This window comes from Novosphingobium sp. SG720, from assembly GCF_012275365.1.
Taxonomy (GTDB): Bacteria; Pseudomonadota; Alphaproteobacteria; order Sphingomonadales; family Sphingomonadaceae; genus Novosphingobium; species Novosphingobium rhizosphaerae.
The window spans coordinates 1473536-1497275 of the sequence record NZ_JAAZQN010000001.1 but is presented as its reverse complement, the minus strand read 5'-3'; the positions used below and the strand labels follow the sequence as shown (position 1 = coordinate 1497275).

Annotated in this window: 23 protein-coding genes and 3 tRNA genes; 6 read left to right on the top strand and 20 right to left on the bottom strand. The window is 66.1% G+C overall.

Translation table 11 applies throughout. The features are described from left to right. Window positions 1-5: 5 nt before the first annotated feature. The 8 genes from FHW94_RS06780 to FHW94_RS06745 form a co-directional block, all read right to left on the bottom strand. Entirely contained in the window at window positions 6-479 is a 474-nt protein-coding gene (locus tag FHW94_RS06780; protein ID WP_168554913.1) for a hypothetical protein, read from the bottom strand. Window positions 480-558: 79 nt separating this feature from the next. Next, window positions 559-1125: a hypothetical protein gene (locus FHW94_RS06775; protein ID WP_168554912.1), complete on the bottom strand. Its 567-nt coding sequence runs from the start codon at window positions 1123-1125 to the stop codon at window positions 559-561. 23 nt (window positions 1126-1148) lie between these two features. After that, entirely contained in the window at window positions 1149-2522 is a 1374-nt protein-coding gene (locus FHW94_RS06770; RefSeq protein WP_168554911.1) for a pyruvate dehydrogenase complex E1 component subunit beta, read from the bottom strand. 1 nt (window position 2523) lies between these two features. Continuing rightward, on the bottom strand, window positions 2524-3534 hold the full coding sequence (pdhA, locus tag FHW94_RS06765; protein WP_246866014.1) for a pyruvate dehydrogenase (acetyl-transferring) E1 component subunit alpha: 1011 nt from the start codon (window positions 3532-3534) through the stop codon (window positions 2524-2526). A gap of 539 nt (window positions 3535-4073) precedes the next feature. Further along, a tRNA-Arg gene (locus tag FHW94_RS06760) sits at window positions 4074-4150 on the bottom strand. Window positions 4151-4223: 73 nt separating this feature from the next. Next, window positions 4224-4300: transfer RNA gene (locus FHW94_RS06755), tRNA-Arg, on the bottom strand. Window positions 4301-4357: 57 nt separating this feature from the next. Next, window positions 4358-4434 (bottom strand) — tRNA-Arg (locus FHW94_RS06750). 50 nt (window positions 4435-4484) lie between these two features. Beyond that, window positions 4485-4961 carry a (deoxy)nucleoside triphosphate pyrophosphohydrolase gene (locus tag FHW94_RS06745; protein WP_168554909.1) on the bottom strand — a complete coding sequence of 159 codons (477 nt, stop codon included), beginning with the start codon at window positions 4959-4961 and terminating at the stop codon, window positions 4485-4487. A 111-nt stretch (window positions 4962-5072) separates the two neighbouring features. Here FHW94_RS06745 and FHW94_RS06740 point away from each other — a divergent pair, with 111 nt between their 5' ends. Then, window positions 5073-5255, top strand: a complete 183-nt coding sequence (locus FHW94_RS06740; protein ID WP_168554908.1) for a Flp family type IVb pilin — start codon at window positions 5073-5075, stop codon at window positions 5253-5255. Between the two features lie 98 nt (window positions 5256-5353). After that, entirely contained in the window at window positions 5354-5536 is a 183-nt protein-coding gene (locus FHW94_RS06735; protein WP_168554907.1) for a Flp family type IVb pilin, read from the top strand. Between the two features lie 174 nt (window positions 5537-5710). On the opposite strand, the gene FHW94_RS06730 is transcribed toward FHW94_RS06735, so the two are convergent. From FHW94_RS06730 to FHW94_RS06715, 4 genes are read right to left on the bottom strand one after another with little or no spacing between them, the layout of a single operon-like run. Further along, window positions 5711-6658 carry an acetyl-CoA carboxylase carboxyltransferase subunit alpha gene (locus tag FHW94_RS06730; RefSeq protein ID WP_168554906.1) on the bottom strand — a complete coding sequence of 316 codons (948 nt, stop codon included), beginning with the start codon at window positions 6656-6658 and terminating at the stop codon, window positions 5711-5713. A gap of 50 nt (window positions 6659-6708) precedes the next feature. Continuing rightward, window positions 6709-7566, bottom strand: a complete 858-nt coding sequence (locus tag FHW94_RS06725; RefSeq protein WP_349237482.1) for a tyrosine recombinase — start codon at window positions 7564-7566, stop codon at window positions 6709-6711. A gap of 56 nt (window positions 7567-7622) precedes the next feature. Beyond that, complete coding sequence (locus FHW94_RS06720; protein ID WP_168554905.1) at window positions 7623-9512, bottom strand: hypothetical protein; 1890 nt, start codon at window positions 9510-9512, stop codon at window positions 7623-7625. Beyond that, window positions 9509-9727: a hypothetical protein gene (locus FHW94_RS06715; RefSeq protein WP_168554904.1), complete on the bottom strand. Its 219-nt coding sequence runs from the start codon at window positions 9725-9727 to the stop codon at window positions 9509-9511. Before FHW94_RS06715 ends, FHW94_RS06720 begins: the two co-directional genes overlap by 4 nt. Before the next feature lie 77 nt (window positions 9728-9804). On the opposite strand from FHW94_RS06715, the gene FHW94_RS06710 reads away from it, so the two are divergent. Both FHW94_RS06710 and aroB read left to right on the top strand, forming a co-directional pair. Next, window positions 9805-10386 carry a shikimate kinase gene (locus FHW94_RS06710; RefSeq protein ID WP_168554903.1) on the top strand — a complete coding sequence of 194 codons (582 nt, stop codon included), beginning with the start codon at window positions 9805-9807 and terminating at the stop codon, window positions 10384-10386. Continuing rightward, window positions 10377-11483: a 3-dehydroquinate synthase gene (gene aroB, locus FHW94_RS06705; RefSeq protein ID WP_168554902.1), complete on the top strand. Its 1107-nt coding sequence runs from the start codon at window positions 10377-10379 to the stop codon at window positions 11481-11483. Before FHW94_RS06710 ends, aroB begins: the two co-directional genes overlap by 10 nt. Before the next feature lie 43 nt (window positions 11484-11526). Here aroB and FHW94_RS06700 read toward each other — a convergent pair whose 3' ends face one another. The 6 genes from FHW94_RS06700 to zwf form a co-directional block, all read right to left on the bottom strand. Further along, window positions 11527-11976: a DUF488 domain-containing protein gene (locus FHW94_RS06700; protein WP_168554901.1), complete on the bottom strand. Its 450-nt coding sequence runs from the start codon at window positions 11974-11976 to the stop codon at window positions 11527-11529. Next, window positions 11973-12344, bottom strand: a complete 372-nt coding sequence (locus FHW94_RS06695) for a tRNA-binding protein (protein ID WP_168554900.1) — start codon at window positions 12342-12344, stop codon at window positions 11973-11975. Before FHW94_RS06695 ends, FHW94_RS06700 begins: the two co-directional genes overlap by 4 nt. A 68-nt stretch (window positions 12345-12412) precedes the next feature. Continuing rightward, window positions 12413-13381 carry a glucokinase gene (locus tag FHW94_RS06690; RefSeq protein WP_168554899.1) on the bottom strand — a complete coding sequence of 323 codons (969 nt, stop codon included), beginning with the start codon at window positions 13379-13381 and terminating at the stop codon, window positions 12413-12415. Window positions 13382-13409: 28 nt separating this feature from the next. After that, window positions 13410-15233 (bottom strand): phosphogluconate dehydratase, encoded by a 1824-nt coding sequence (gene edd, locus FHW94_RS06685; protein WP_168554898.1) that lies wholly within the window; start codon window positions 15231-15233, stop codon window positions 13410-13412. Continuing rightward, window positions 15230-15859, bottom strand: a complete 630-nt coding sequence (locus FHW94_RS06680) for a 6-phosphogluconolactonase (protein ID WP_246865907.1) — start codon at window positions 15857-15859, stop codon at window positions 15230-15232. The genes edd and FHW94_RS06680 overlap by 4 nt, the downstream gene beginning before the upstream one ends. Continuing rightward, window positions 15852-17300 carry a glucose-6-phosphate dehydrogenase gene (gene zwf, locus FHW94_RS06675; RefSeq protein WP_168554896.1) on the bottom strand — a complete coding sequence of 483 codons (1449 nt, stop codon included), beginning with the start codon at window positions 17298-17300 and terminating at the stop codon, window positions 15852-15854. The genes FHW94_RS06680 and zwf overlap by 8 nt, the downstream gene beginning before the upstream one ends. Before the next feature lie 336 nt (window positions 17301-17636). Between zwf and FHW94_RS06670 the strand changes: the two genes are divergently transcribed. Then, entirely contained in the window at window positions 17637-18581 is a 945-nt protein-coding gene (locus FHW94_RS06670; RefSeq protein ID WP_168554895.1) for an ROK family protein, read from the top strand. A 122-nt stretch (window positions 18582-18703) separates the two neighbouring features. Here FHW94_RS06670 and FHW94_RS06665 read toward each other — a convergent pair whose 3' ends face one another. Beyond that, window positions 18704-21178, bottom strand: coding sequence for a TonB-dependent receptor (locus FHW94_RS06665; protein ID WP_168554894.1), 2475 nt, complete (start codon window positions 21176-21178; stop codon window positions 18704-18706). Window positions 21179-21424: 246 nt separating this feature from the next. On the opposite strand from FHW94_RS06665, the gene FHW94_RS06660 reads away from it, so the two are divergent. Then, window positions 21425-22471, top strand: coding sequence for a LacI family DNA-binding transcriptional regulator (locus tag FHW94_RS06660; protein WP_168554893.1), 1047 nt, complete (start codon window positions 21425-21427; stop codon window positions 22469-22471). Window positions 22472-22509: 38 nt separating this feature from the next. Here the strand turns inward: FHW94_RS06660 and FHW94_RS06655 are convergent, their stop codons facing one another. Continuing rightward, window positions 22510-23670, bottom strand: coding sequence for a glycoside hydrolase family 68 protein (locus tag FHW94_RS06655; protein ID WP_168554892.1), 1161 nt, complete (start codon window positions 23668-23670; stop codon window positions 22510-22512). Window positions 23671-23740: the final 70 nt, after the last annotated feature.

The following is a 23740-nucleotide window of genomic DNA, read 5'->3' as shown; positions in this document are numbered from 1 at the left end:
AGCCATCAATGGCACTTGCAGGCGGGCTTTTTCGCCTGTTGCTTGGTGGTGGCAAATTCGGTGCGCGTCAGGGCACTATCGCCGTTGGCATCGGCGGCCTTGAACTTGTTGTCGGTGCTCACCGCCCATTCCTCGAAACTGAGCAAGTTGTTGCCATCGGTATCGAGCTTGCGGAAATCCTTGGCGCGGGGGGCGAGCATCTCGTTGCGGGTGATGCGGCCATCGCGATCCTTGTCGAACCGGTCGAAGCGGCGTTGTTCGCGCGTCGCCTCGCTCGCATGCGGCAGGGCTGCGCCCTGCAGGCCATCGCCATCGGCGGTTGGCAGGCTCTCGTCCTCCGCCGCACCCGATGGTGGGCTGCCGGTGGGGACGGCGGCAACGGCCTGGCTACGCTGCACGGCGGCGTGGCCCTGCCACCAGAACACGCCCGCGGCCACCAGCATCAATGCACCCAGCGCACCCACCAATGTCCTGTTCATTGCCATCCCCCTCGCGTTACGTAATTTTACGTTTGCGCGGGGCGCTTCCATAGAGGGAAGCGAGACCGATTTGGCAGGATCAGCGGCCGAGCAGGCCCAGGCGCATGGCCGCCAGAAAACGCCGCAAGGGCGATGCGCCATCTTCACGCAAGGCCATGCCGCGCAACAGCGCCAGTGGCCGCATCGCGCGGGGCAAGCCCGGTGCCGGCAAGGACGGGGGAACCAGCCCGCGCCATTCGCGCGCCGCCTGTTCCACCGGGGCAATATCGGTAACGTGGGAAAGCTGTGCCAGCGCGGCCATCACGCCCACGCGGGCGGCATCGAGCGCGGCCGGGCCTTCTTCGCCCACGTGCAGCGCTTCACAGCCATCGACCAGGCCGGCCAGCGCATCACGCGCGCTGTTCCAGGGGCCAAGGGCGGCCAGCAAGGGCTCCCCCTTGGGCCAGCGGGCTGCATCCTCGCCCAGGCGATCACGCCACCAGGCGAGGCGCAACTGGATCATGATTGCATCGCGCCCTTCCCGCGCGGCATCGGCCAGGCGCTGTTCCAGCGCGAAATAGCCGATCCACAACGGGCGCGTGGCCGCCGGGGCATAGCTTGCCGCCAACCGTTCCAGCGGCGGCAAGCCATCGATCAGATCCTGCATCAAAACGGATCAGCCACCGCGTTTCAGCGGTAGCAGACCTTCTTCACCGCAGCCACGATCTTGCCTGCGTCGATCAACGCGGCCTTTTCGAGGTTGGCGGCATAAGGCAGCGGCACGTCTTCGTCGCACACGCGCAGGACCGGGGCGTCGAGGTGATCGAAGCCGTCTTCCATGGCGATGGCAATGATTTCCGACGCGATCGAGCAGACCGGGAAGCCTTCCTCGGCCACGACCATGCGGTTGGTCTTGGCAAGGCTGGCCAGAACGGTTTCCTTGTCGAGCGGACGCAGCGTCCGCAGGTCGATCACTTCGGCGTCGATGCCTTCATCGGCCAGTTGCTGGGCCGCATCCAGGGCAAAGCCCACGCCGATCGAGTACGACACGATCGTCACGTCCTTGCCTTCGCGCACCACGCGGGCCTTGCCGATCGGCAGCACGAAATCGTCAAGCTGCGGCACATCGAAGGTGCGGCCATAGACGAGTTCGTTTTCGAGGAAGACCACCGGGTCCTGGCTGCGGATCGCGGCCTTGAGCAGGCCCTTGGCATCGGCAGCGTCATAAGGCGCGATGACCACCAGACCGGGGACCGCGGCATACCACGGGCCATAGTTCTGGCTGTGCTGCGCGCCCACGCGCGCGGCTGCGCCGTTGGGGCCACGGAACACGATCGGGCAGCGCATCTGGCCGCCCGACATGTAGTTGGTCTTGGCGGCCGAGTTGATGATGTGGTCGATCGCCTGCATGGCGAAGTTGAACGTCATGAACTCGATCACGGGCTTGAGCCCGCCCATCGCCGCGCCCGCACCGATGCCGGCAAAGCCGTATTCGGTGATCGGCGTGTCGATCACGCGCTTGGGGCCGAATTCCTCGAGCAGCCCCTGGGTCACCTTGTAGGCGCCCTGGTACTCGGCGACTTCCTCGCCCATCACGAACACGCCGTCGTCGGCGCGCATTTCCTCGGCCATGGCGTCGCGCAGGGCTTCGCGCACGGTGGTGGGGACCATCGTGGTGCCGGCCGGAATTTCCGGATCGGCAGCGGGCTTGGCGTCGTGCTTGGGCGCGATGGCGGCGGCGGCCTGGGCCTTGGGATCGGCAGCCGGTTCGGCAGCAGCGGCCGGGGCCGCTTCAGGCGCGGGGGCCGGTGCGGCCGGCTCGTCCTCGCCCTGGAGCGTGGCGATCACGGTGCCGACCTTCACGCCTTCGGTGCCTTCGGCAACCAGCAGTTCGCCGATCGTGCCTTCGTCGATGGATTCGAATTCCATCGTCGCCTTGTCAGTTTCGATTTCGGCCAGGATGTCACCCGACTTAACGGTGTCGCCGGGCTTGACCAGCCACTTGGCCAGCGTGCCCTCTTCCATCGTGGGGGAGAGGGCGGGCATCTTCAGTTCAATTGCCATCTCAGTACTTCTCCACCAGCACGTCGGTATAAAGCTCTGCCATGTCCGGCTCGGGCGAGCTTTCGGCAAAGTCGGCGGCCTGGGCCACCTGCTGGCGAATCTTCTTGTCGATGTCCTTGATCGCGTCTTCGGTCACGCCGCGCTTGAGCAGTTCCTGCTTGGCGCTTTCGATCGGATCGTGCTTCTCGCGCATTTCCTGCACTTCTTCACGGCTGCGATACTTGGCCGGGTCGGACATCGAGTGGCCGCGATAGCGATAGGTGTTGAGTTCCATCAGCACCGGGCCATTGCCGCCGCGCACATATTCCAGCGCCACTTCGGCCGCCTGGCGCACTTCGAGCACGTCCATGCCATTGACCGGCATGCCGGGGATGCGGAACGCGGTGCCACGGCGATAGAAGTGGGTTTCGGCCGAACCGCGCTTGACCGCGGTGCCCATGGCATAGCCGTTGTTTTCCACCACGAACACGATCGGCAGCTTCCACAGCGCGGCCATGTTGAAGGTTTCGTAGACCTGGCCCTGGTTGGCCGCGCCATCGCCGAAATAGGCCATGCACACGCCGCCATCGTCGCGGTACTTGTGGCCAAAGGCCAGGCCCGCGCCGAGCGAGACCTGCGCGCCGACGATGCCGTGGCCGCCGAAGAACTTGTGCTCGGTCGAGAACATGTGCATCGACCCGCCCTTGCCGCGCGAGATCCCCGCACCGCGACCGGTCAATTCGGCCATGATCACCTTGGGATCGATGCCATAGGCCAGCATGTGGCCATGGTCGCGATACCCGGTGATGACGCTGTCGTGCCCTTCGTTGAGCGCCGACTGCAGGCCCACCGCCACGGCTTCCTGGCCGATGTAGAGGTGGCAGAAGCCGCCGATCAGGCCAAGACCATAGAGCTGGCCGGCCTTTTCCTCGAAGCGGCGGATCAGCACCATCTGCTCGTAGAACTTGAGCAGCTCGGCGTCCGAGGCGTCATAGCGCTTGTTGTTCGCGTGCGCCTGCTGAAGGCTGCGCAGGGCGAAAGTGGCATCGTCCTCGACCGGGCTGCTGAGCGCTGCGGAAACGTCGGGAACCGACGCGGCCACGGCAGCAGGCTTGGGGGCGGAGGAGCGGGGATTGGCGGCACGCGGCCTGGCGGACTTGGCCAAGTCTCAATATCCTTATTCTGGCTGCCTCAAGGCTCTGCGTATTCGCAAAACCGGCTTTCCCATTGAACCATCATCGCGGCTTTCGCAACGCCGAACGCATGCCAAGATGATAAATGATACGCAGGGAACACAGATCATCGGTGTTTATACTAGTATAACGCAAAAGTGCTGCATTGCGGCATTGCGGTGCACCCAAAATCACCGCCGGCCGCGGCGCTCAAGGCAGGATTGCCAAGCCCAGATGCCGGCACCGTTTTACCCGCGCAGACCGTGCGCCCGCATCGCCAAACCCACGGCACCGCGCCATGGTGGCGCGCCGATGGACAGCGGAAACGCGAAAGCGACGCAACGCCCCATTGCGGCGCCCGCCTGATGTCAGATCGATGATGGAAGTGTGGAAAAGCGACTGGCGCACCCGGAACGATTCGAACGTCCGACCCTCAGATTCGTAGTCTGATGCTCTATCCAGCTGAGCTACGGGTGCCTGCCGATGTCTGTGCCCGGTGCGATCAACGCGCGGGCGGCCCGCCTTAGGGCCAGCAGCCCGCAGGAGGCAATGGCGCACCCGGAACGATTCGAACGTCCGACCCTCAGATTCGTAGTCTGATGCTCTATCCAGCTGAGCTACGGGTGCCTGCCAATGTGTGGCCCGGTAAGGAGCCTTTCCCCTGCCCCACACCCTTGAAGGGAATGGCGCACCCGGAACGATTCGAACGTCCGACCCTCAGATTCGTAGTCTGATGCTCTATCCAGCTGAGCTACGGGTGCCGGGGAGCCGCGCCTCTATGTCAGACTGCGCAGGTTGGCAAGCACCTTGTTCAGGGCTCGAGCAGATTTTGGGCAGTTATGCACAAGGCAATATCGAGCGGTGGCATTGTCTCTTCCACGGCCAGCGCGCGCAGGCCCGGGCCGTCCACCCATTGCAGCGCGGCGCCCGCCTCTGGCCTGGGGACACCCTCCCAGGCGTCGCAACGGTAGAGCAGCAGGACCAGATCGCGCCCGCCGCCATCGGCGCTCCCAGCCTCGCGCACGGCAAAGGTGAGCGGTGCCAGATCGGACGGGGCAACTGCGATTCCCAGTTCCTCGGCCAGTTCGCGCACCAGGGCCAGCGACGGCGTTTCTCCCAGTTCCACCTTGCCGCCGGGAAACTCCCACAGGCCACCGTGATGCTTGCCCAGCGGCCGCTGCTGCAGCAGCAGGCGCGCCGCGCGCCCTTCACCCGCCACCAGCGCGGCCGCCACCACCAGCAGCGGGGCAGGCGTGGAAGCGGCAAGAGCAGGCAGAGATGCAGACATCGATCAATCCGTTCCGGCAGGAAATAGGGCATGGCGGCAAGCCAGCGTGCAACGGTTTCTTAGGTTAGCCGCGGCTATGCGGAAAGATGCATAGGTGGATGGGGCCGTTCGATGAAGAATTTCCTGCGCAAGATCGTGCGCGAGAGCGACGCGATGACGTTCGTGGAATACGGCCTGCTGGTTGGCGTGCTGGGGCTGTCGATCGTCTTTGGCCTCAACGCGTTTACCAATCAACTCTACCGGCTTTGGCACATTATCGACCAGGCCAGCACAAATGCGCAGCAGGCGCATTAAGCGCATCTTAGGTTTTTTTGCCTAGATCCCAAGTCGTCCGCAGCGAGACAAGACGCCGGTGCGGGCCGGGAAAAGAAGACCTCTTCAGGAGACCAATTATGAAGCTCATCCGTGACCTGTTCCGCAACGAAGAAGGCGCCACCGCCATCGAATACGGCCTGATCGCTGCGCTGATCGCCGTTGCTGCCATCACCGCCATGGGCGCGCTGGGCAACTCGCTCTCGGGCACCTTCAACCTCGTGTCGAACGACATGAACAACGCTCAGGACGGCCACCTCTAAGAGGCGCCGCCGCCCGGCCAAAACAGGCTGGGCGAACAAAACGGAAAGGGCGGAAGAAGGCGGGGGCCTTTTTCCGCCCTTTTTCGTTGGCCGCCGGCACGCCGCATGGCGCGCAACGAAAAAGGCCGCCGGACATGCGCTGTCCGGCGGCCTTTTCCTTGTATCGCGGTCGAATCAGGCGCCGATGCGCAGGAACCGTTCAGCGCGCAGCGCGCGCAGGGCATCGGCGTTCTTGCCGGCCAGATGATCGAGTTCCTCGCCGATCGCTGCGGAGAGAACGGTGCAGGCCGCCGCCGGGTCGCGATGCGCACCACCCACCGGTTCGGGCACGATGCGATCGATCACGCCCAGCGAAAGCAGGTCCTGCGCGGTCACTTTCATCGCTTCGGCAGCGTCGGGTGCCTTTTCGGCCGTGCGCCAGAGGATCGAGGCGCAGCCTTCGGGCGAAATCACCGAATAGACGGCATGTTCGAGCATCAGCACGCGTTCGGCACTGGCCAACGCCACCGCCCCGCCCGAGCCGCCCTCGCCCACGATCGTCGCCACCATCGGCACGCCCAGCGCCAGGCACGCTTCGGTAGACCGCGCGATGGCTTCGGCCTGGCCACGTTCTTCGGCCTCGACGCCGGGAAACGCGCCCGAGGTATCCACCAGGGTCACCACCGGCAAGCCGAATCGGCTGGCCATTTCCATCAGGCGCACCGCCTTGCGATAGCCTTCGGGCTTGCCCATGCCGAAATTGTGGCGGATGCGGCTTTGCGTGTCGTTGCCCTTTTCATGGCCGATCAGCATCACCCGGCGGTTGCCCAGGCGGGCAAAGCCACCGATGATCGCCTGGTCCTCGCCATAGAGGCGGTCCCCGCCCAGCGGCATGAACCCGGTGAACATCCGCTCCACATAGTCGCGGAAGTGCGGCCGTGCCGGATGGCGGGCCACCTGGGTCTTTTGCCAGGGCGTCAGCGCACGATAGGTGCTGGCCAGAAGCTCGGCCGACTTGGTTTCAAGACGACGGATCTCGGCGGCGATGTCCAGTTCGCCGCTGGCGGCGGCGGTATCGCGCAGTTCGGCGATACGGGCTTCCAGGGCGGCGACCGGCTTTTCGAATTCGAGGTACGAAATCATGGCGCCTGCGCTAGGGACACGCGCGCGTTTGGTCAATGGTCGCGCGCGGATCAGCGATGGCGCAGGGGATGCTTTTCGTTGACCAGCGCCACCAGCCGCGCGGCATCGACGTGGGTATAGATCTCGGTGGTGGCAATGTCGGCATGGCCCAGCAGGGTTTGCAAGACGCGCAGATCCGCCCCGCCGTCGAGCAGATGCGTGGCAAAGGCGTGGCGCAACACATGCGGGCTGACCTTTTCGGGATCGATTCCGGCGCGCAGGGCCAGATCGCGCACGAGTTGGAACAGCCTGACGCGCGTCAGATGCCCGCCACGCGGAGATGGAAAGAGATGGCGCGAGCCGCCCGGCCGCACCGCCAGCCAGCGCCGCAGCGCGGCGAGCGCGCGGGTGGACACCGGCACCAGCCGCTGTTGCCCGCCCTTGCCGGTGATCGCCAGGAACGGCACGTCGCGCGGCAAGGCCGCCAGCGGCAGTGAGACCAGTTCGGTGGCACGCAGGCCCGAACCATAGAGCAGTTCAACCAGCGCCAGCAGGCGCACCCCCTCTGGCGTGCCGGCGGCGGCATCGGCCTCCGCCGTTTCCAGAAAACGGCCGATTTCGGCATGATCGAGCAGGCGCGGCAGCGGGCGCCGGGCGCGCGGACGCACCAGCGCGGTGGAAGGATCGTCGGCGCGCAGCCCTTCGTCCTGGGCAAAGGCCATGAACTGGCGCAGCGCGGAGATTTTGCGCGCCTGGCTGGCCGGCGCCAGGTTTGCCCAGCTTTGCGCCAGGCCAGTGAGCGCATCGCCATCGGCGCCCAGGAGATCGCCCACCACGCTTTCCGCCCCCGCCAGGTCGCGGGCGTAGGCGGCAAGGGTATTGGCAGCCGCGCCGCGTTCGGCCGCCATCATCGCCAGGAACGCCGCCACCGCCGGGGAATTCGGGCCGGGCCCAGGTTGGGGCTGGCCCCGGGCCCGGCCTTTGGTCACACCCGCGCCACCGCTTCGGCCGCGATCATCCGCGCTTCGCCGTCCAGGCCCACGCGGCGAAGCGCCGAAACGATATGGTAGAGATGCACCGCAGTCATCTTGTCCCAGCTCGCCGCCTGCATGCCGAACCCGGCAAGCAGCGCCACCAGCGCGGGATTGTTCGATTCGGCCGCATCGTCGATCGCGCGGGTCCAGCGCGTCTGGCGGCCCATGTCGATCTTGAGCTTGCCGGCAAAGGCGCCTGCAGTGCCATCGTCCACCCGGCCCAGGCCCATCAGCCCGGCAAGCAGGAACTGCGAACGCAGGGCGCCGGAACTGTCATCATCCTTGCGGAACGTGTCCAGCGCATCGCCGCCGATCGCAGCGGTCTTGACCGGGGCGGCCAGTGCGATGAGCCCCCAGGGCTCGCTGCCCACCGGCACCACTGTGCCCCAGCGCATCGCATTGGCATCGAGCCCGGCGGTCAGCATCGAGGCGATGAGCCCGCCCGCATCGCCCGCCATATCCGGGCTGGGCATCATGCGCGCCGCGGCATAGGCCGTGAGCACGAGGCGTGAATAAGCGCGATCGGGATCATCGGCCGTGCCCCACAGTCCCTTGATCGCGGCGAGCCGATCGGCGGCGTCGGTTGCGGTATAGGCGGTGCGCAGCTTGTCGGCCAGCGGTCCCCAGGTCTTGTCCTGATCGGCGCCGTCCTGGGCGTTGATTTCGGCGAGCTGGCTGTAGAGATCGACCATCGCCGCGCTCGACAGAATGCCGCGCCCGGCCGCCACGTCGGCCGCGGCGCAGCGCGCAGGGATAGGCAGCATCGGCGCACGCACGGCCAGCACGGCATAGTCCGCCCAGGCCTGTTCGCGCAGGGTTTGCGGCGGCTCCAGCCCCACGGCAAAGGCCAGGCCGGTGCGCCACGGGGTGAGCTGGTCGACATCCTTCCATTCGATGTTGACCGCCCGGCGGGTGGCCGATGTCGCGCCAGCCAGCTTCTGCGCCAGCAGGATGTCGATCTTGTCTGCGCCGCCCCGGCGCATGAGGCGGTCAAGCTGGGCCATGGCCGGCGGGCCATCGTCAGTAAAAGCCGAACAGATCGCGCGGGTCAGGTCCCACGGCGTGCCCTGGCGCCCGGCGGCGGTGAGCGCGGTGATCGGGCACAGGCCCACGGGATCGGCCGTCGCCAGGAATGCGCCCATGGCGGCATCTTCCAGGCCCGGCGTGAAAAAGCCGCTATCCACCGATTGCACCATGGCGCGCGCGGCATCCGCCTCGCCCATGCGCAGCAGCAGGCTGGCGCGCAGCGCCGCCCAATCCGCGCCGTTCATGCCCACCGGGGTATCCATCCGGCTGGCGAGCGCGCGCCGCACCAGGATGTGGCCCCAGCGCGACACCATCGGCCCGCGCATGCGGCCCAGGAGCTGTTCCACGAACGCGCCGTTGAGATAGTGCGTGGATGTGGCGGGGAAACCACCATCCACCTGGTCGATCACGCCCACCCGCGCCAGGCTGCGCTGCGCGCTGGGCGGAATATCGTACTTGGGCTGGGCCTTGGCGATCAGCGCATCGAGCGTGGCTGGATCGATCGAATCGAGCGGATCGGCAGGGCCGGCGATCACATCGGCGTTGTCATCGAGCGGCAGAGGCTGGATCACCGGCGAAGACGTGGCAGCCTGCGCCGGATTGGCGGGCTTTGCGGCGGCACCTGGTGCCGCGGGACGCGGCGCGGGCGCGGCAGCAGGCTTGGCCGCCGGCGTGGCCGGCTTGGGCCGGGCCGGCTGGCTCACCGGCTTGTCGAACCCGGGCGGCAGCAGTGATTCCTGCGCCAGCAGGGCGCCGGTCATCCCGGCCACGGCAACGCAGCCCAGCAGGGCATGGCGGAAAAGGCGCGGTGTCATGGCTTGCTTCCCGAATTGACGCCCGTGGTGGCAGCGGCAGGGGCTGATGCGGAGGCAGGCGCCGCGACAGGCTGTTCGACCCAATCGGCGCGACGGGGGCCGCCCAGTTTCCAGGCCAGCACCAGCAGCGCCAGGGCCACGGCCGCCACCAGTCCGCCGCCGATCGCCGGCCATGGCAGGCGCTCTTTTTCCGTCTCCGGCTTGCCTCTTTGCATCGAACCCTGATTGTTCACGTTGCCTCGCTGCCACGGCGCTTGCGCTTGGCCCTAGCGCAAGTATAGGCGGCGCGGCAATGGACCACGACAGCGCTCCTCTTTCCATGGCGGAAATCGCCCGCATCGCCCGCCGGCTCGATCGGCCGGTGGTGTTGGTGGGCATGATGGGCGTGGGCAAGACGACCGTGGGCCGCAAGCTGGCCAGCCTGCTCGACGTGCCGTTCATCGACGCCGATGAAGAGATCGAGCGCGCTGCGCAGATGCCGATCCCCGAAATCTTCGCCACTTATGGCGAACCCTATTTCCGCAGCGGCGAGCGCCGCGTGATCGCGCGCCTGCTCGATGGCGTCACGCCGGCCCGGCGCAAAGTGCTGGCCACCGGCGGCGGCGCTTTCGTCGATCCCGAGACGCGGGCCTTGATTCTCGACAAGGCGGTGTCGGTCTGGCTCGACAGCAATATCGACACGCTGGTGGAGCGTGTGGGCCGCAAGGACAACCGACCCCTGCTGCGCGGCGGCAACCCGCGCGAAATCCTCACTCGCCTGCGCGACGAACGGCGGCCGGCCTATGAACAGGCCGCGATCCACATCACCAGCGGCAACCTGCCCCACGGCGTAACGGCCAGCCGCATCCTGAAAGCGATAGACGCATGGCTGTAATTCCCGTTGCCATTGCCGGCGCCCCCTATGACGTGGTGATCGAGGAAGGCGCGCTTGCCCGCGCCGGTGCGCTGTGCCGCCCGTTCCTGCGCAAGAACACCGTGGCCGTGGTGACCGACGAGAATGTTGCCGCTGCCTGGGCCGAGACGGTGACGGCCAGCTTCGCCGCGCAGGGCATTGCCAGCCAGTGGCTGGTGCTGCCTGCCGGGGAAGCGACCAAATCATGGGAAAGCCTGGCCCGCGTGGTCGATTGGCTGCTGGCCCAGGAAGTGGAGCGCAAGGATAACATTGTCGCCCTGGGCGGCGGCGTGATCGGCGACTTGACCGGCTTTGCCGCCTCGATGCTCAAGCGCGGCTGCGGCTTCATCCAGATGCCCACCACGCTTTTGGCGCAAGTCGATTCCAGCGTAGGCGGCAAGACCGCGATCAACACCCCCATGGGCAAGAACCTGGTCGGCGCGTTCCACCAGCCCAGCCTGGTCCTGGCCGATCCGCTCAGCCTCGATACCCTGCCGTTGCGCGACGTGCGCGCCGGCTATGCCGAAGTGGTGAAATACGGCCTGATCGACGACGCCGTCTTCTTCTTCTGGTGCGAAGCGAACGCGCAGCGCCTGCTGGCCGGCGAGGCCGACGCGCGCGAACACGCCATCGCCCATAGCGTCGCCGCCAAGGCGCGCATCGTCGCGGCCGACGAAAAGGAAACCACCGGCGTGCGTGCTCTGCTCAACCTGGGGCACACGTTCGGCCATGCGCTGGAAGCGCAGTGCGGCTTTTCCGACCGGCTGCTGCATGGCGAGGGCGTGGCACTGGGCATGATCCTGGCGGCGCGCTATTCGGCGCGGATCGGCCTGATGCGCGGGCAGGATGCCGAGCGCGTGGCCGCCCATATTGCTGCCGTCGGCCTGCCCGCCTCGCTCAAGGCGCTCGCGATGGACTGCGACGGGCACACGCTCAAGAACCATATGCTCCACGACAAGAAGATGGACGCGGGCACCCTGCCCTTCCTGCTGATGCGCGGCATCGGGCAGACGTTCCTGGCCAAGGACGTGGACCTGGCCGACGTGGCGGCGTTCCTCGACGAGGAACTGGCGCGCTAGGCGCCCCTCCACCCCCGGCTTCGCCGGCTGATGGAGCGGTGGTTCAGTCCTGGCCCGGCACCAAGTCCACCGCCGCAAATTCCGGCAGCACCGCCTCGCGCAGCAGCGTTCGGTGGCATTCGGGCGCCGCACGTTCATAGCATAGCAGCGCCACGCGCTTTTCCTGGGCGAGCGCGTGCAATTGCGCGCCGGCAGCAATCGCTTCGGGCAGTTCGAGCTGGCCGGCATAGATGCGTTCCAGCGCCGCGTGATCGTGCGCCCGTGCGGCGGCGCGGCCATCGGCGGGCGTACCCAGGGCCTTGAAATGAACATAGGCGATGCCGGCCTGCGCCAGCGCGCCGGCCAGCGCCGTCTTGGAAAAGCCGGGGCGGCGCGAGAGCGGCAGGGCGCGCACGTCGGCGAGCACTTCCACCCCTGCCCCTTTCAGCGTGCCGATCACGCTATCCAGCGTCGCCTGTTCATAGCCGATGGTCCAGATCGTCGGCCCGCTCACAGCAGGCGCGCGCCGTTGGGCACGGGGCGTTCGGGGCTGGCCAGCACCACGCGGCCCTCCGCGTCGGCAAAGCCCAGGGTGAGCACTTCGGACATCGCCTTGCCCACCTGGCGCGGCGGGAAGTTGACCACGGCGGCCACCTGCCGCCCGACCAACTCGGCCGGATCATAGAGCGCGGCCACTTGCGCGCAGCTTTTCTTGTGCCCCACGCCGGGGCCGAAATCGATCACCAGCCGGATCGAGGGCTTGCGCGCGCCCACCAGTTCTTCTGCGGAAAGCACCGTGCCGATGCGGATATCCACCTTCAGGAAATCGCTGAAGGCAATGGTTTCTTCCGGTTCGCTGGTGGGATCGTGAATGACATGCATGGCGCCGATTGTGCCCCGGCCGCCCCGCTTGTGCAAGGCGGCCGGGGCGGCAAATCAGTCCTTGCCGGTCAGTCCTTGTTCGCCTGGGCAAAGGCGGCCGCCGCGCCAAACAGTCCGGGCTGCGGGTGGGTGATCAGCTTTACCGGCATTTGCGCCATGATCTGCTCGAACCGGCCCTTGGCGCGGAAGCGTTCGGCAAAGCCCGAACGCACCAGGCAATCCTTGATGCGCAGGCCCAGGCCACCGGCCATCACCACCGCCGAGGCGCCATGCGCCAGGGCCAGATCGCCCGCCACGCTGCCCAGCGACAGGCAGAAGCGGTCGATCGCGGCGGCAGCCAGGCTGTCTTCGCCGCTGCTGCCCAGGGTCCAGATCGCCTTGTCGTCACGCGGGATGAACGGCGCGCCTTCGATCAGGGCCAAGGTTTCGTAGATATCGACGATGCCGGGGCCCGCCACCACCCGCTCCACCGAAACCCGGCGATGCCGTTTGCGCAGGCGGGCCAGCACGGCATCCTCGATCCCGTCGAGCGGGGCATAGTCGATATGCCCGCCTTCGGTGGGCTGCACCTGATAGCCCTGGGCATGGCGCCAGAGCTGCGCCACGCCAAGACCAGTGCCCGGCCCAACCACACTGAGCACGCCCTGTTCGGGCAGCGGCACATCGGGGCCAGACAAGTGGATGAAATGCTCGTTATCAGCCTGGGCCACGGCATGGGCCACGGCGGCAAAGTCGTTGACCACGACATACCGATCGGCACCGAGCTTTTCCGGGATCAGTGCCGGGCGGATAATCCAGGGGTTGTTGGTGAACTTGATCACCTCGCCCCCCACCGGCCCGGCCACGGCAATGGCGCAGGCCTTGGGCACGGTGCCGCCGTTCTGCCGAGCGAATTCCTCCCAGGCCAGTTGGAAGCTGGCATGTTCAGCGGTCTTGAGCGTGACCGCTTCGCCCAGGTGCGTGACGCGGCCCCCTTCGACGGTGGCCAGGGCAAAGCGCGCGTGCGTCCCGCCGATGTCGACGGCTACGAGTTCCATGGTATCCTCCCCCAAATGCGCCAAGGCGTTACAGGCCGGCTGCGGCCAGCATCGCCGAACCACCGCGTTCGGCCGGATCGGAATGATGGCGCATCAGGGCAAAGAGTTCGCGACCCACGCCCATCGCTTCGGCCGGGGCGGCAACTTCTTCGCGTGCTGCCCATTCATCGGCATCGACCAGCGCTTCAAGCCGGCCAGTATCGGCACACACCCGCACCACGTCGCCATCGCGCAGCTTGGCCAGCGGGCCACCCAGCTTGGCTTCGGGCGAAACGTGGATGGCGGCCGGGACTTTGCCCGAGGCGCCCGACATGCGCCCGTCGGTGACCAACGCCACGCGGAAGCCGCGATCCTGCAGCACGCCAAGTGGCGGGGTCAGCTTGTGGAGTTCGGGCATGCCATTGGCCGCCGGCCCCTGGAAGCGCACCACGACCACCACGTCGCGTTCGAGTTCGCCGGCCTTGAACGCCTTGAGCACATCGTTCTGGTCCGAAAACACCCGCGCGGGCGCTTCGATCGTCCAGCGCGAGCGGTCCACCGCACTGAGCTTGATGGTGCCACGCCCGAGATTGCCCTGGAGCAGGCGCAGGCCGCCTTCGGGCTGGAACGGGGCAGAGACCGGGCGCAGCATGCTGTCGTCGCTGCTTTTCATCGGCGCCGGGTTCCACTTGAGCGTGTCGCCATCCATCACCGGTTCCTGCGCGCCTTCGGCCAGCGAGGCGCCATAGACGGTGCGGATATCGCCATGGGCCAGGCCCGAATCCAGCAGCTCGCGGATGACATAGGGCATGCCGCCGGCGGCGTGGAAATAGTTCACGTCGCCCGCCCCGTTGGGATAGACGCTGGCGATCAGCGGCACCACGCGCGACAGTTCGTCCATGTCGTCCCAGTCGATCTGCACGCCAGCGGCGCGGGCCATCGCGGGGATGTGGATCACATGGTTGGTGGAGCCACCCGTGGCCAGCAGGCCGACGACAGCATTGACGATGGCCTTTTCGTCCACGCAGTGGCCAAGCGGACGATAATCGTCGCCATTCCAGGCGATCTTGGCCACCTGGTGCACGGCGGCGCGCGTCAATTCCTGGCGCAGCTTGGTGCCCGGCAAGACAAAGCTGGAACCGGGCATGTGCAGGCCCATCATTTCCATCATCATCTGGTTGGAATTGGCCGTGCCATAGAACGTGCAGGTGCCGGCCGAGTGATAGCTGGCGCTTTCGGATTCGAGCAGTTCCTCGCGCCCCACCTTGCCTTCGGCATAGAGCTGGCGGATGCGCACCTTTTCCTTGTTGGCCAGGCCCGAGGGCATCGGGCCCGACGGCACCAGGATCGTGGGCAGATGGCCAAAGCGCAGGCCGCCGATGATCAGGCCGGGCACGATCTTGTCGCAAATCCCCAGGAACAGCGCGGCTTCGAACATACCGTGGGAAAGGCCCACGGCCGTGCTCATGGCGATGGTATCGCGGCTGAACAGTGACAGTTCCATCGAATCCTGGCCCTGCGTCACCCCATCGCACATTGCCGGAACCCCGCCCGCCACTTGCGCCGTGGCCCCCACTTCGCGGGCGAAGACCTTGATCTGTTCGGGATAGCGGCCATAGGGCTGGTGCGCCGAAAGCATGTCGTTGAAGGCGGTGACAATGCCGATGTTGAGCGCCTTGCCATCGCGCAGCGTGGACTTGTCATCCCCGGCCGCGGCAAAGCCGTGGGCCAGGTTGCCGCAGGTCAACTGAGGGCGGTTGACGCCGGCATCGCGCGCGCGATCGATCAGGTCCAGATAGGCGGCGCGACTATCGCGGCTGCGCGCCACGATACGGTCGGTGACCTTGGCCAGCGTGGGATGAAGGGCCATCATTCGCTCCAGTAAATGGTAACCGGCGGGCCATCGGCACCGCGCAGGAAATCGGAAACAGGATAATCGGCGTTGCCCGCCAGCACGTCTTCGATCAGCGCCTTCTTGGAAGCACCGGTGACGACCAGGATGATCTCCTTCGTCGCCTTGAGGGCGCGCGCCGTCAGCGTCAGGCGGTCGAACGGCGCTTCGGGCGGCAGCGGGATGGGCGTGGTGGCAATCACCGTGGCGCCGGGACGCACCAGCGCCTGCATGGTTGGAAACAGCGAGGCGACGTGGCCGTCTTCGCCCATGCCCAGCCACACCAGGTCGAACGGGGCCACCGGAGCGCCCTCTTCCAGGCGCTCGAAACTGGCACCGCTGTCACCCAGCGCGGCAAAAAGCTTGCCGAAATTGCTGGCGGGATGATCGTCGGGCACGCGCCGGTCGTCGGTCAGCGCCAGGGTGGTGCCGCTCCAGTCAAGGCCGCGATCCTTGAGCAAGGCAAAGACCTTGAGCGGGGTGGAGCCGCCTGTCATGGCCAGGCGCTTGGCCCCCGGCCGTGCCAGTTCGGCGGCGATGCGGTCGGCCACGGCGGCGGCATCGCCGGGCTTGGCCCACTTTACGCGCGCGCTTGCTGCCTCAGTCATTCCAGCTTCTCCCATCGCGCTCGGTCAGGGCGATGGCCGCGTTCGGGCCCCAGCTGCCGGCGGCATAGGGCTTGCACTCCATGTCTTCGCTGGCCCAGACGGCGCGGATCGCATCGACCCACTTCCACTGCGCTTCCACTTCGTCGCGGCGCACGAACAGCGTCTGCTCACCCTCGATCAGGTCGAGCAGCAGGCGTTCGTAGGCAATCCGGCGGCGCGCCTTGGCAAAGGCCGTGGTGAGCGACAGGTCGAGGTTCACCTCGCGCAGCACGACGCCGCCACGATCCAGCCCCGGCTCCTTGGCCATGACCTGCAGCCGCACGTATTCCTCGGGCTGAAGGCGGATGACCATGCGGTTGGCGCGCAGCTTGCCGCCGCGTTCGGAAAAGATGTTGTGCGGCACCTGCTTGAACTGCACCACGATTTCCGAGCGACGCTCGGCCAGGCGCTTGCCCGTGCGCAGATAGAACGGCACGCCCTGCCAGCGCCAGTTGTCGATATGCGCCTTGATCGCCACGAAGGTTTCGGTGTCCGATGCCTGGCCCAGGTCTTCCTGATAGCCGGCCACGCCGCCGCCCTTCACCGCGCCAGCGCGATACTGGCCGCGCACCATTTCCTCGGCCTTTACCGTGCGCAGCGCGCGCAGCACCTTGACCTTTTCATCGCGGATCGAGGTGGCGTCGAAATCGCGCGGCGGCTCCATCGCCGTCAGCGCAAGAAGCTGGAGCATATGGTTCTGCACCATGTCGCGCAGCGCGCCGGTATCGTCGTAGAAACCCTTGCGGCCTTCCAGGCCCACGGTTTCGCTCACCGTGATCTGCACGTGGTCGATATTGCCCGCGTTCCACTGCGGCTCAAACATCATGTTGGCAAAGCGCAGCGCCATCAGGTTCTGCACGGTTTCCTTGCCGAGATAGTGATCGATGCGGAAGATCTGGTCTTCGGCAAAGCCGGCGGCCACGGCATCGTTGATGCGGCGGCTCGATTCCAGGTTGTTGCCCAGCGGCTTTTCCAGGCCGATGCGCACATTTTCATGGGCCAGGCCAGCGCGACGCAGGCCCTCGATGGTGGGTTCGAACAGCGCGGGCGCGGTCGACAGGAAGATCGAGAGCCCACAGCTGGTATCGCCCAGCTTTTCCGAAAGCGCAGCAAAACCATCGACGTTCGAGGCATCGAGCGTCTGGTATTCCAGCCGCGCCAGGAAGCTGGCCAGCTTGCTTTCATCCTTGCGATCTTCGGGCAGGAATTCGTCGAGCGCCTGGTGCGCGAATTCGCGGAAATCCTCGTCCTGGTGTTCCGAACGCGCGGTGCCGACGATACGCAGGCCCGGATCGATCAGCCCGTCTTCGTGCAAGGCATAAAGCGAGGGCAACAGCATCCGGCGGGAAAGGTCGCCGGTCGCGCCAAAAAGCAAAAGCGCAGAACAACTGCTGTCGGCCATCGGCGGATCTCCTTATCGTTCGCATCACGCATACCCATGCGTTCATGCAGGGCAACGTGCGACCCCTTGGAATGGGTCCTTGTCGATGCATGCCCTAGTCGCTCAAGACCCAGGATGCACGTCGCATAAGTATGCAAGCGGGAAGCGGCCTGCAAAGCATCTTTCCGTCCGCGACGGTGGTAGCGCGCGCAATTTCGCTGCCCACCGCAAAGAGGCGCCAGGGCACTTCCATTTTCGAGATAATTCGATTGCAAAGAGGTTGACCATGCTGGCATCCCACCTTCAAGGACCCGGTGCACGGATTGTCGCCTGTGCGTGTTCCAAAAGGGAGAAACGATGCCTGCTGCCCCCCAGATTGGCGCCCCCGTGGCTGGTGCCCCGCTGATCGGCGCGATTGAGGCCGGCGGCACCAAGTTCATCGCTGCCCTGGCCACGCCCGAAGGAGAAATCCTGGCGCGCACGCGCATTCCTACACAGACACCCGAAACCTGCTTCCCCGCGCTGGCTGATTTCTTTGCCCAAGCGCAAGAAGAACATGGCCCGGTCGCCGCCTTTGGCGTCGCCAGTTTCGGCCCGATCGACATCGATCCGGCCTCGCCCGCCTATGGCACGTTCACCACCACGCCCAAGCCGGGCTGGCAGGGTGCGCGCTTCCACGATGTGCTGGGCCAGTTCGGCGCGCCGATCGTGGTGGATACCGATGTGAACGGCGCCTGCCTGGGCGAATGGATGAAGGGCGCCGGGCAAGGCTGCCGCACTTTGGCCTATACCACCATCGGCACGGGCGTGGGCACTGGCGTGGTCAGCAATGGCCGCTCCCTCATGGGCATTTCGCATTTCGAAAGCGGGCATATCCTGCCGCCGCGCGATCGCACCGCCGATCCCTTTGCCGGATCGTGCCCTTATCACGGCGATTGCCTGGAAGGGTTGGCGTCCGGCCCGGCGATCGAAAAGCGCTGGGGGAAGAGCCTGGATCAACTGGCCGGCGACAGCGCGGCCGTCGATCTGATCGGTGGCTATATCGCGCATCTGGCGGCCACGCTGGTGCTGCTGCATATGCCCGATCGCCTGATCTTCGGCGGCGGTGTCATGAAGGCACCCGGCTTGGTGGAATCCGTCCGCCGGCAGACCGAGGCGAAACTCAACGGCTATGTAAGCCATCCGCGCCTCGATGCCGGGCTGGCCACCTATATCGTCACGCCGGGGCTTGGCGACGATGCCGGCATCACCGGCGCGATCGCGCTGGGCTGCCAGGCGCTGGACGTGGCGCTACCCGGCTGACAAACCGGGCGCCCGCCGCCAGAATATAAAAAACCCGGCAAGGTCAGATACCTTGCCGGGTTTTTTGCGACCCGATCGAGATCGTGGTGGCCGGGATTGGACCCGGCCCCCACCACATCCCGTCAGAACTTGTAGCGCACCGCCGCCGTCATCGTGCGGCCCAGCATGGCGCTGTTGTCGAAGATCGCCTGGTTGGCGGCCAGGCCACCGGTGCCGGCGGCCACCGCGATCGAACCGTTGTTGGCGCGATAGCCCAGCGTGTTGAACAGGTTGTTGACGTTGAAGCTCACTTCCAGCTTGTCGGCCGGACGCACCTTGACGAAGCTGTTCACGAACGTGCGGCCCGGCGCGGTGTAGCCACCCGAAACCAGGAAGTTGGACTGACCGCTGGCCGAGAAGCCCACGGCCGCAACCCCGGCGTCATAGCTGGGCGAAACCAGCCAGGTCCACTTGGGCATGGCCACCGGGGTGGTCTTGGTGCCGACGTTTTCAGCGTGGGTATAGACCACATAGCCATCGAGCGAGAACTTGCCTGCCGAAACCCCGGCCGATGCTTCCACGCCATAAGAGTGGTAGATCGCGTCGATGAACGGGCTTTCCCCGCGCGAGGGCGCCGTGAAGTCGTAATTGCTTTCCTTCACTTGCACGCGATAGAGCGTGACTTCGGCGTGATAGCGCCCGCCCGCCACGTTGCCGCGCTGCTTGAGGCCCAGTTCCTGCTGGCTGACATAGTTGACCGACAGGTGATCGCCGCCCGCCGTCAGCTTGCCATCGGCGGTGAAGTTGGCGTTGTTGTAAAGCAGGCGGTCGGCGTTGAAGCGGCCACCGCGGCTGACGCGCACGAACACGCTGGTATCGCTGCTGACTTCGTAGAGCGCACCGAACGACCAGCTGACATAGCCCTTGGTGTAGTTGAGCAGGTTAGCCGGGGTGGAGCTGGTGTTGTAGGCCGGGATCGAGGCCGAACCGAGTGCGTCGGTCACCGTCACGTTGGCGACCTGTTCGGGCGCATAGGCGGCGCCCGAAGCCTTGACGCTGTCATAGCGCACGCTGGCGTCGAGGTTCAGGCGGTCGATTTGGCCTTCCAACTGGCCATAGAGCGCATCGTCGGTATAGCTGACGTCGTACGAACGCCCGCCGCAGCAGCCGCCCCACTGGTTGTTGAAGCCGGTCAGGCCATTGGCGGTGAGCTGGTTGCCCGAGGAATCGAACAGGTCGAGCGGCACGGGGTTGCTGGAGCCGTTGAGCGACTGGGTGACGTTGTTGATCCGCCAATCCATCGCGATGGTCTGGCGCATGTGGAACCAGCCGGCGTTGGCCTTGATCTTGGCATTGTCGCCCACGTCGAACTTGCCGCTGAACGTCAGGTCGTTCACCAGGCTGCCCACGTCCTTCATGTCGACATAGGCCTGCGCGCTGTTGCTGACGAAGCGGCCGGTGTAGACCTGCCCGGCATTGGGGCCGGCGGCATAGCGCAGCGTGCCGCTGCCGGCGACAGAGGCGGTGGTCGCTTCGCCGGTCCACTGGTTGGCGAAGGTGCCGCTCATCGAGGTCCAGCGGGCCTTGTCGGTCACGGTGAAGGCGGGGGTGAATTCATAGTGGAATTCGCCGCCCAGCGCGGTTGCCACCGGATGGATGCCTTCCATCGCCACGGTGCGCACGTTGCCGTTGGCATCGAGGATCTGGAAGTTCTGGTTGTAGATGCCGGTGGAGGCATACTTGCGCGCGTCGACGCCGTCGAACGTGCTGTAGCCGGTGATCTTGTTGCCCGAGAGCGTGACCAGGCTGGGCATCGAGGTAAAGGTCGGCTCCTTGTCGTCCAACCGCTTGAAGTTGAAGCGGATGTAGCCCTTGCCGTCGTCAAAGTCCTTGGTGATGTTGCCCTTGATCTGATAGCCGCTCTGCGCCTTGTAGGGCAGGTGCGTGGGGCCGTTGCCGTCGATGGCATAGCCGCCCAGGTGGAAGCGGACGCTGTCCGACAGGTGGCCGCCGTAATCGAAATCGACGCGGGTTTCGCGATAGTTGAGCGCTTGGCTCAGGCCGATTTCGCCGCCGTCACGCTCGCCGGTCTTCGACACGTAGTTGATGACCGCGCCGGGCGCCTGGCTGGAGAAGGTGGACGCCGAACCGCCGCGCACCGCTTCCACGCGGTTCACGTTGTTGTCGAAGCGCACCCAATAGTCGTTGTTGCCGAACTGGATATCGCCGAACAGGGTAACCGGCAGGCCATCTTCCTGCAGGCCGACATATTCCGAACCGCCGGTCGACACGGGAATGCCGCGCACACCGATGTTGGCGTTGCCGCCCGGGCCGGCGGTGTCCTGCACGTTGAGGCCGGGGATCGTGCGCAGCACTTCGGCCTGCGAACGCGGGGTGAAATTGGCCACCGCTTCCTGGTTGATCTGCGAAACCGAGATCGACGAAAGCTGGGCAGACTTGCCACCGGCAGCGGCCGTCACCACGATCGGCGCCACATCGGCGGCGTCATCGGCGGGCGCGGCGGCCGGCTGGGCATCCTGGGCCAGGGCAGGCGCAGCGATCAGCGCGCCGGCAAGGGCGGCAGCAGACGCACACGACAGATAGGCGGACGGCTTCATCAGGTACTCTCCCATGAACACGTTCCCGCATGCGGCGCGGGAATCGATGGATTGTGTGATAAGCAGCACTACAATCGTTTGCAATGCCGATTTTGGACATATGCAAAGGATTGCATCGCCAGCTGACACTTTGCTGCAAGCTGTGGCATGGCTGCATCAGTGGCACCCCTTATGCTTTCTGCTGCGCCATGCCGGAATTACGCCCTGCACCTTGCTTTCAAAGGTTGCCCAGTTAAAAGCATCGCCATGACAGAAACGTCCAACGACAAGCCCGCAAGAGAGGGAAGCAAACCCAGGATCCGCAACATCGCGGAACTTGCGCGCATGGCAGGGGTTTCGGCGGGCACCGTTTCGCGCGCACTTGCCGGCAAAAGCCTGGTCAATGCCGAAACGCGCGAACGCATCCAGGCGATTGCCCGCGAACACGGCTTTCGCCCCAACCAGATGGCGCGGCGCCTGCGCACCCAGCAGACCGGGGTGATCGGGGTGGTCATTCCACTGGGCCACGAGCGGCGCCAGCACATTTCCGATCCGTTCTTCATGACGCTGTTCGGCCATCTGGCCGATGCACTGACCGAAAGCGGGCACGACCTGATGCTTTCGCGCGTCATCCCCGGCGACGATGAATGGCTCGACCGCATCGTGGATTCCGGCATGCTCGATGGCGCGCTGGTGATCGGCCAGTCCAACCAGATGGACGCGATCGAAAAGGTGGCAGAGCGCTATCTGCCGATGGTGGTGTGGGGCAGCCACCGCGAGGGGCAGATCCACTGCACCGTGGGCACCGACAATCGCCTGGGTGGCCACTTGGCGGCGCAACGCCTGCTCGACCAGGGCAAGCGGCGGCTGGTGTTCTTTGGCGATACCGGCGCGCCGGAAATTGCCGATCGCCTGGCCGGTGCGCGCGATGCCGTGGCGGCCTGCGCCGATGCGCCGGAAATGCGCGCATGCTCCACCCACTTGTCCAATGACGAAATTCCCGAGCAGGTGGCCGGGCATCTCGACGAACTGGGCAACTGTATCGACGGCATCGTCTGCGCATCAGACGTGATCGCCATGACCACGTTGCGCCTATTGCACGAACGCGGCGTGCGCGTGCCGCAAGACGTGGCCGTAACCGGGTTCGATGATGTGCCGATCGCCACGCAGACCGTTCCGCGCCTCACCACCGTGCGCCAGGATATTGCCGGCGGTGCCCGCGCAATGGTCGATCTGCTGACCCAGCGCATTGCCGGGGTGGAAACCCCTTCCACCATCATGGCCCCCGAACTGGTCGTGCGCGAAAGCGCCTGACCAGTTCAAAGAGCCCAGCCCGGGCACCCTGCCCCGCCTTATGGCGCGACCGTGACGCGATCGCCGTCGAACACCAGGCTGAACACCGGCGCCGGGGTGCCCCCGAATTGCGCGCGAAGCAGTTCGGGATGGTCGGCCAGCTTGCGCCCGGCCATGCCCCAATAGTCGATGAAGCTCCACACGGTGCCTTCGCCGGTCACCCACCAGCTATATGTCTGGCCCGGTTCTCCGGCCGGATTGGGCGCAACCAGGCCGCTGCCGTTCAGCTGGCGCCAGGGGCCGGTCAGGCTTTCGGCGACCATCCCATAAAGACCATTGGGCCCATCGACCGCACCGGGAGCGAACGTGTGGCGCTGGGTGGACCAGAACAGGTAGTAACGCCCGTCGCGCCACACCACGCAGGGCCGCTCCATCTCGTTGTTGGTGCCGATCGCCTCGACCAGCGGGTCTTCCAGCAGCCAGCCATCGGCGGTCAGGGTGGCCAGGCCAACGAGCCCGTTGTGCGGATTGCTGGTCCAGGCGGCGCTGCCGGTGAACACCACGTGGGCCTTGCCCGTGGCGGGATCGCGGAACCAGGCGGGATCGCGAAAGGCCTTGATCGAGCCAGGCGCAGGATTGGTGATTTCCTGGCGATCGGCGACATAGCGCACGCCATCGGCGGCGACGATCTCTTGCGGCGCCTGCCATGCCCCGGGACCGTCGGTGCCCAGCGTGCCCGGCACGGCAAACAGCCGCTGCTCATAGGAAAATGCCCCGCCCTGGCGCCCGGCCACGGTGTAGAACAGCGTCACCGAAACGCCGTCATCCATCAGCACGGCGCAGCCCGCCCATTCGCGCGTACCGGGGTTCAGCCCATCTGGCAGGGCGTTGCCGTGATCGCGCCAACCGTCGTCCCCATGGGACAGCAGGCGGATGCGCGCCACATCGTGCCGCTGCACGGGATCGGGAAAGCAGGGTGCGCTGAGGAAAAACCACCAGGTGCGCCCGGCGTGCATCGCCGTGCGCCCATCCTCGTGCGCCAGGGGCCAGCAGTCCCACAGGTCCAGCCCCGGCATGATCGGCGCCACATCGGCCGCCGTAACCAGCGGAATTTCCGGGACCGGGTCATAGCCATGGGGCTCCCACCGACTGGGCTGACGGCGCAAGATATGAGCAATCGATTGCGCATCGGAAACGGACGAAAGGGGATCGGCGGACATGCGACCTCGTGCAGGTTGGCGCGTCAGGCGCGCAAGGAAGGAGAGAAGGGGCGTGGGGATCGGGGCATTG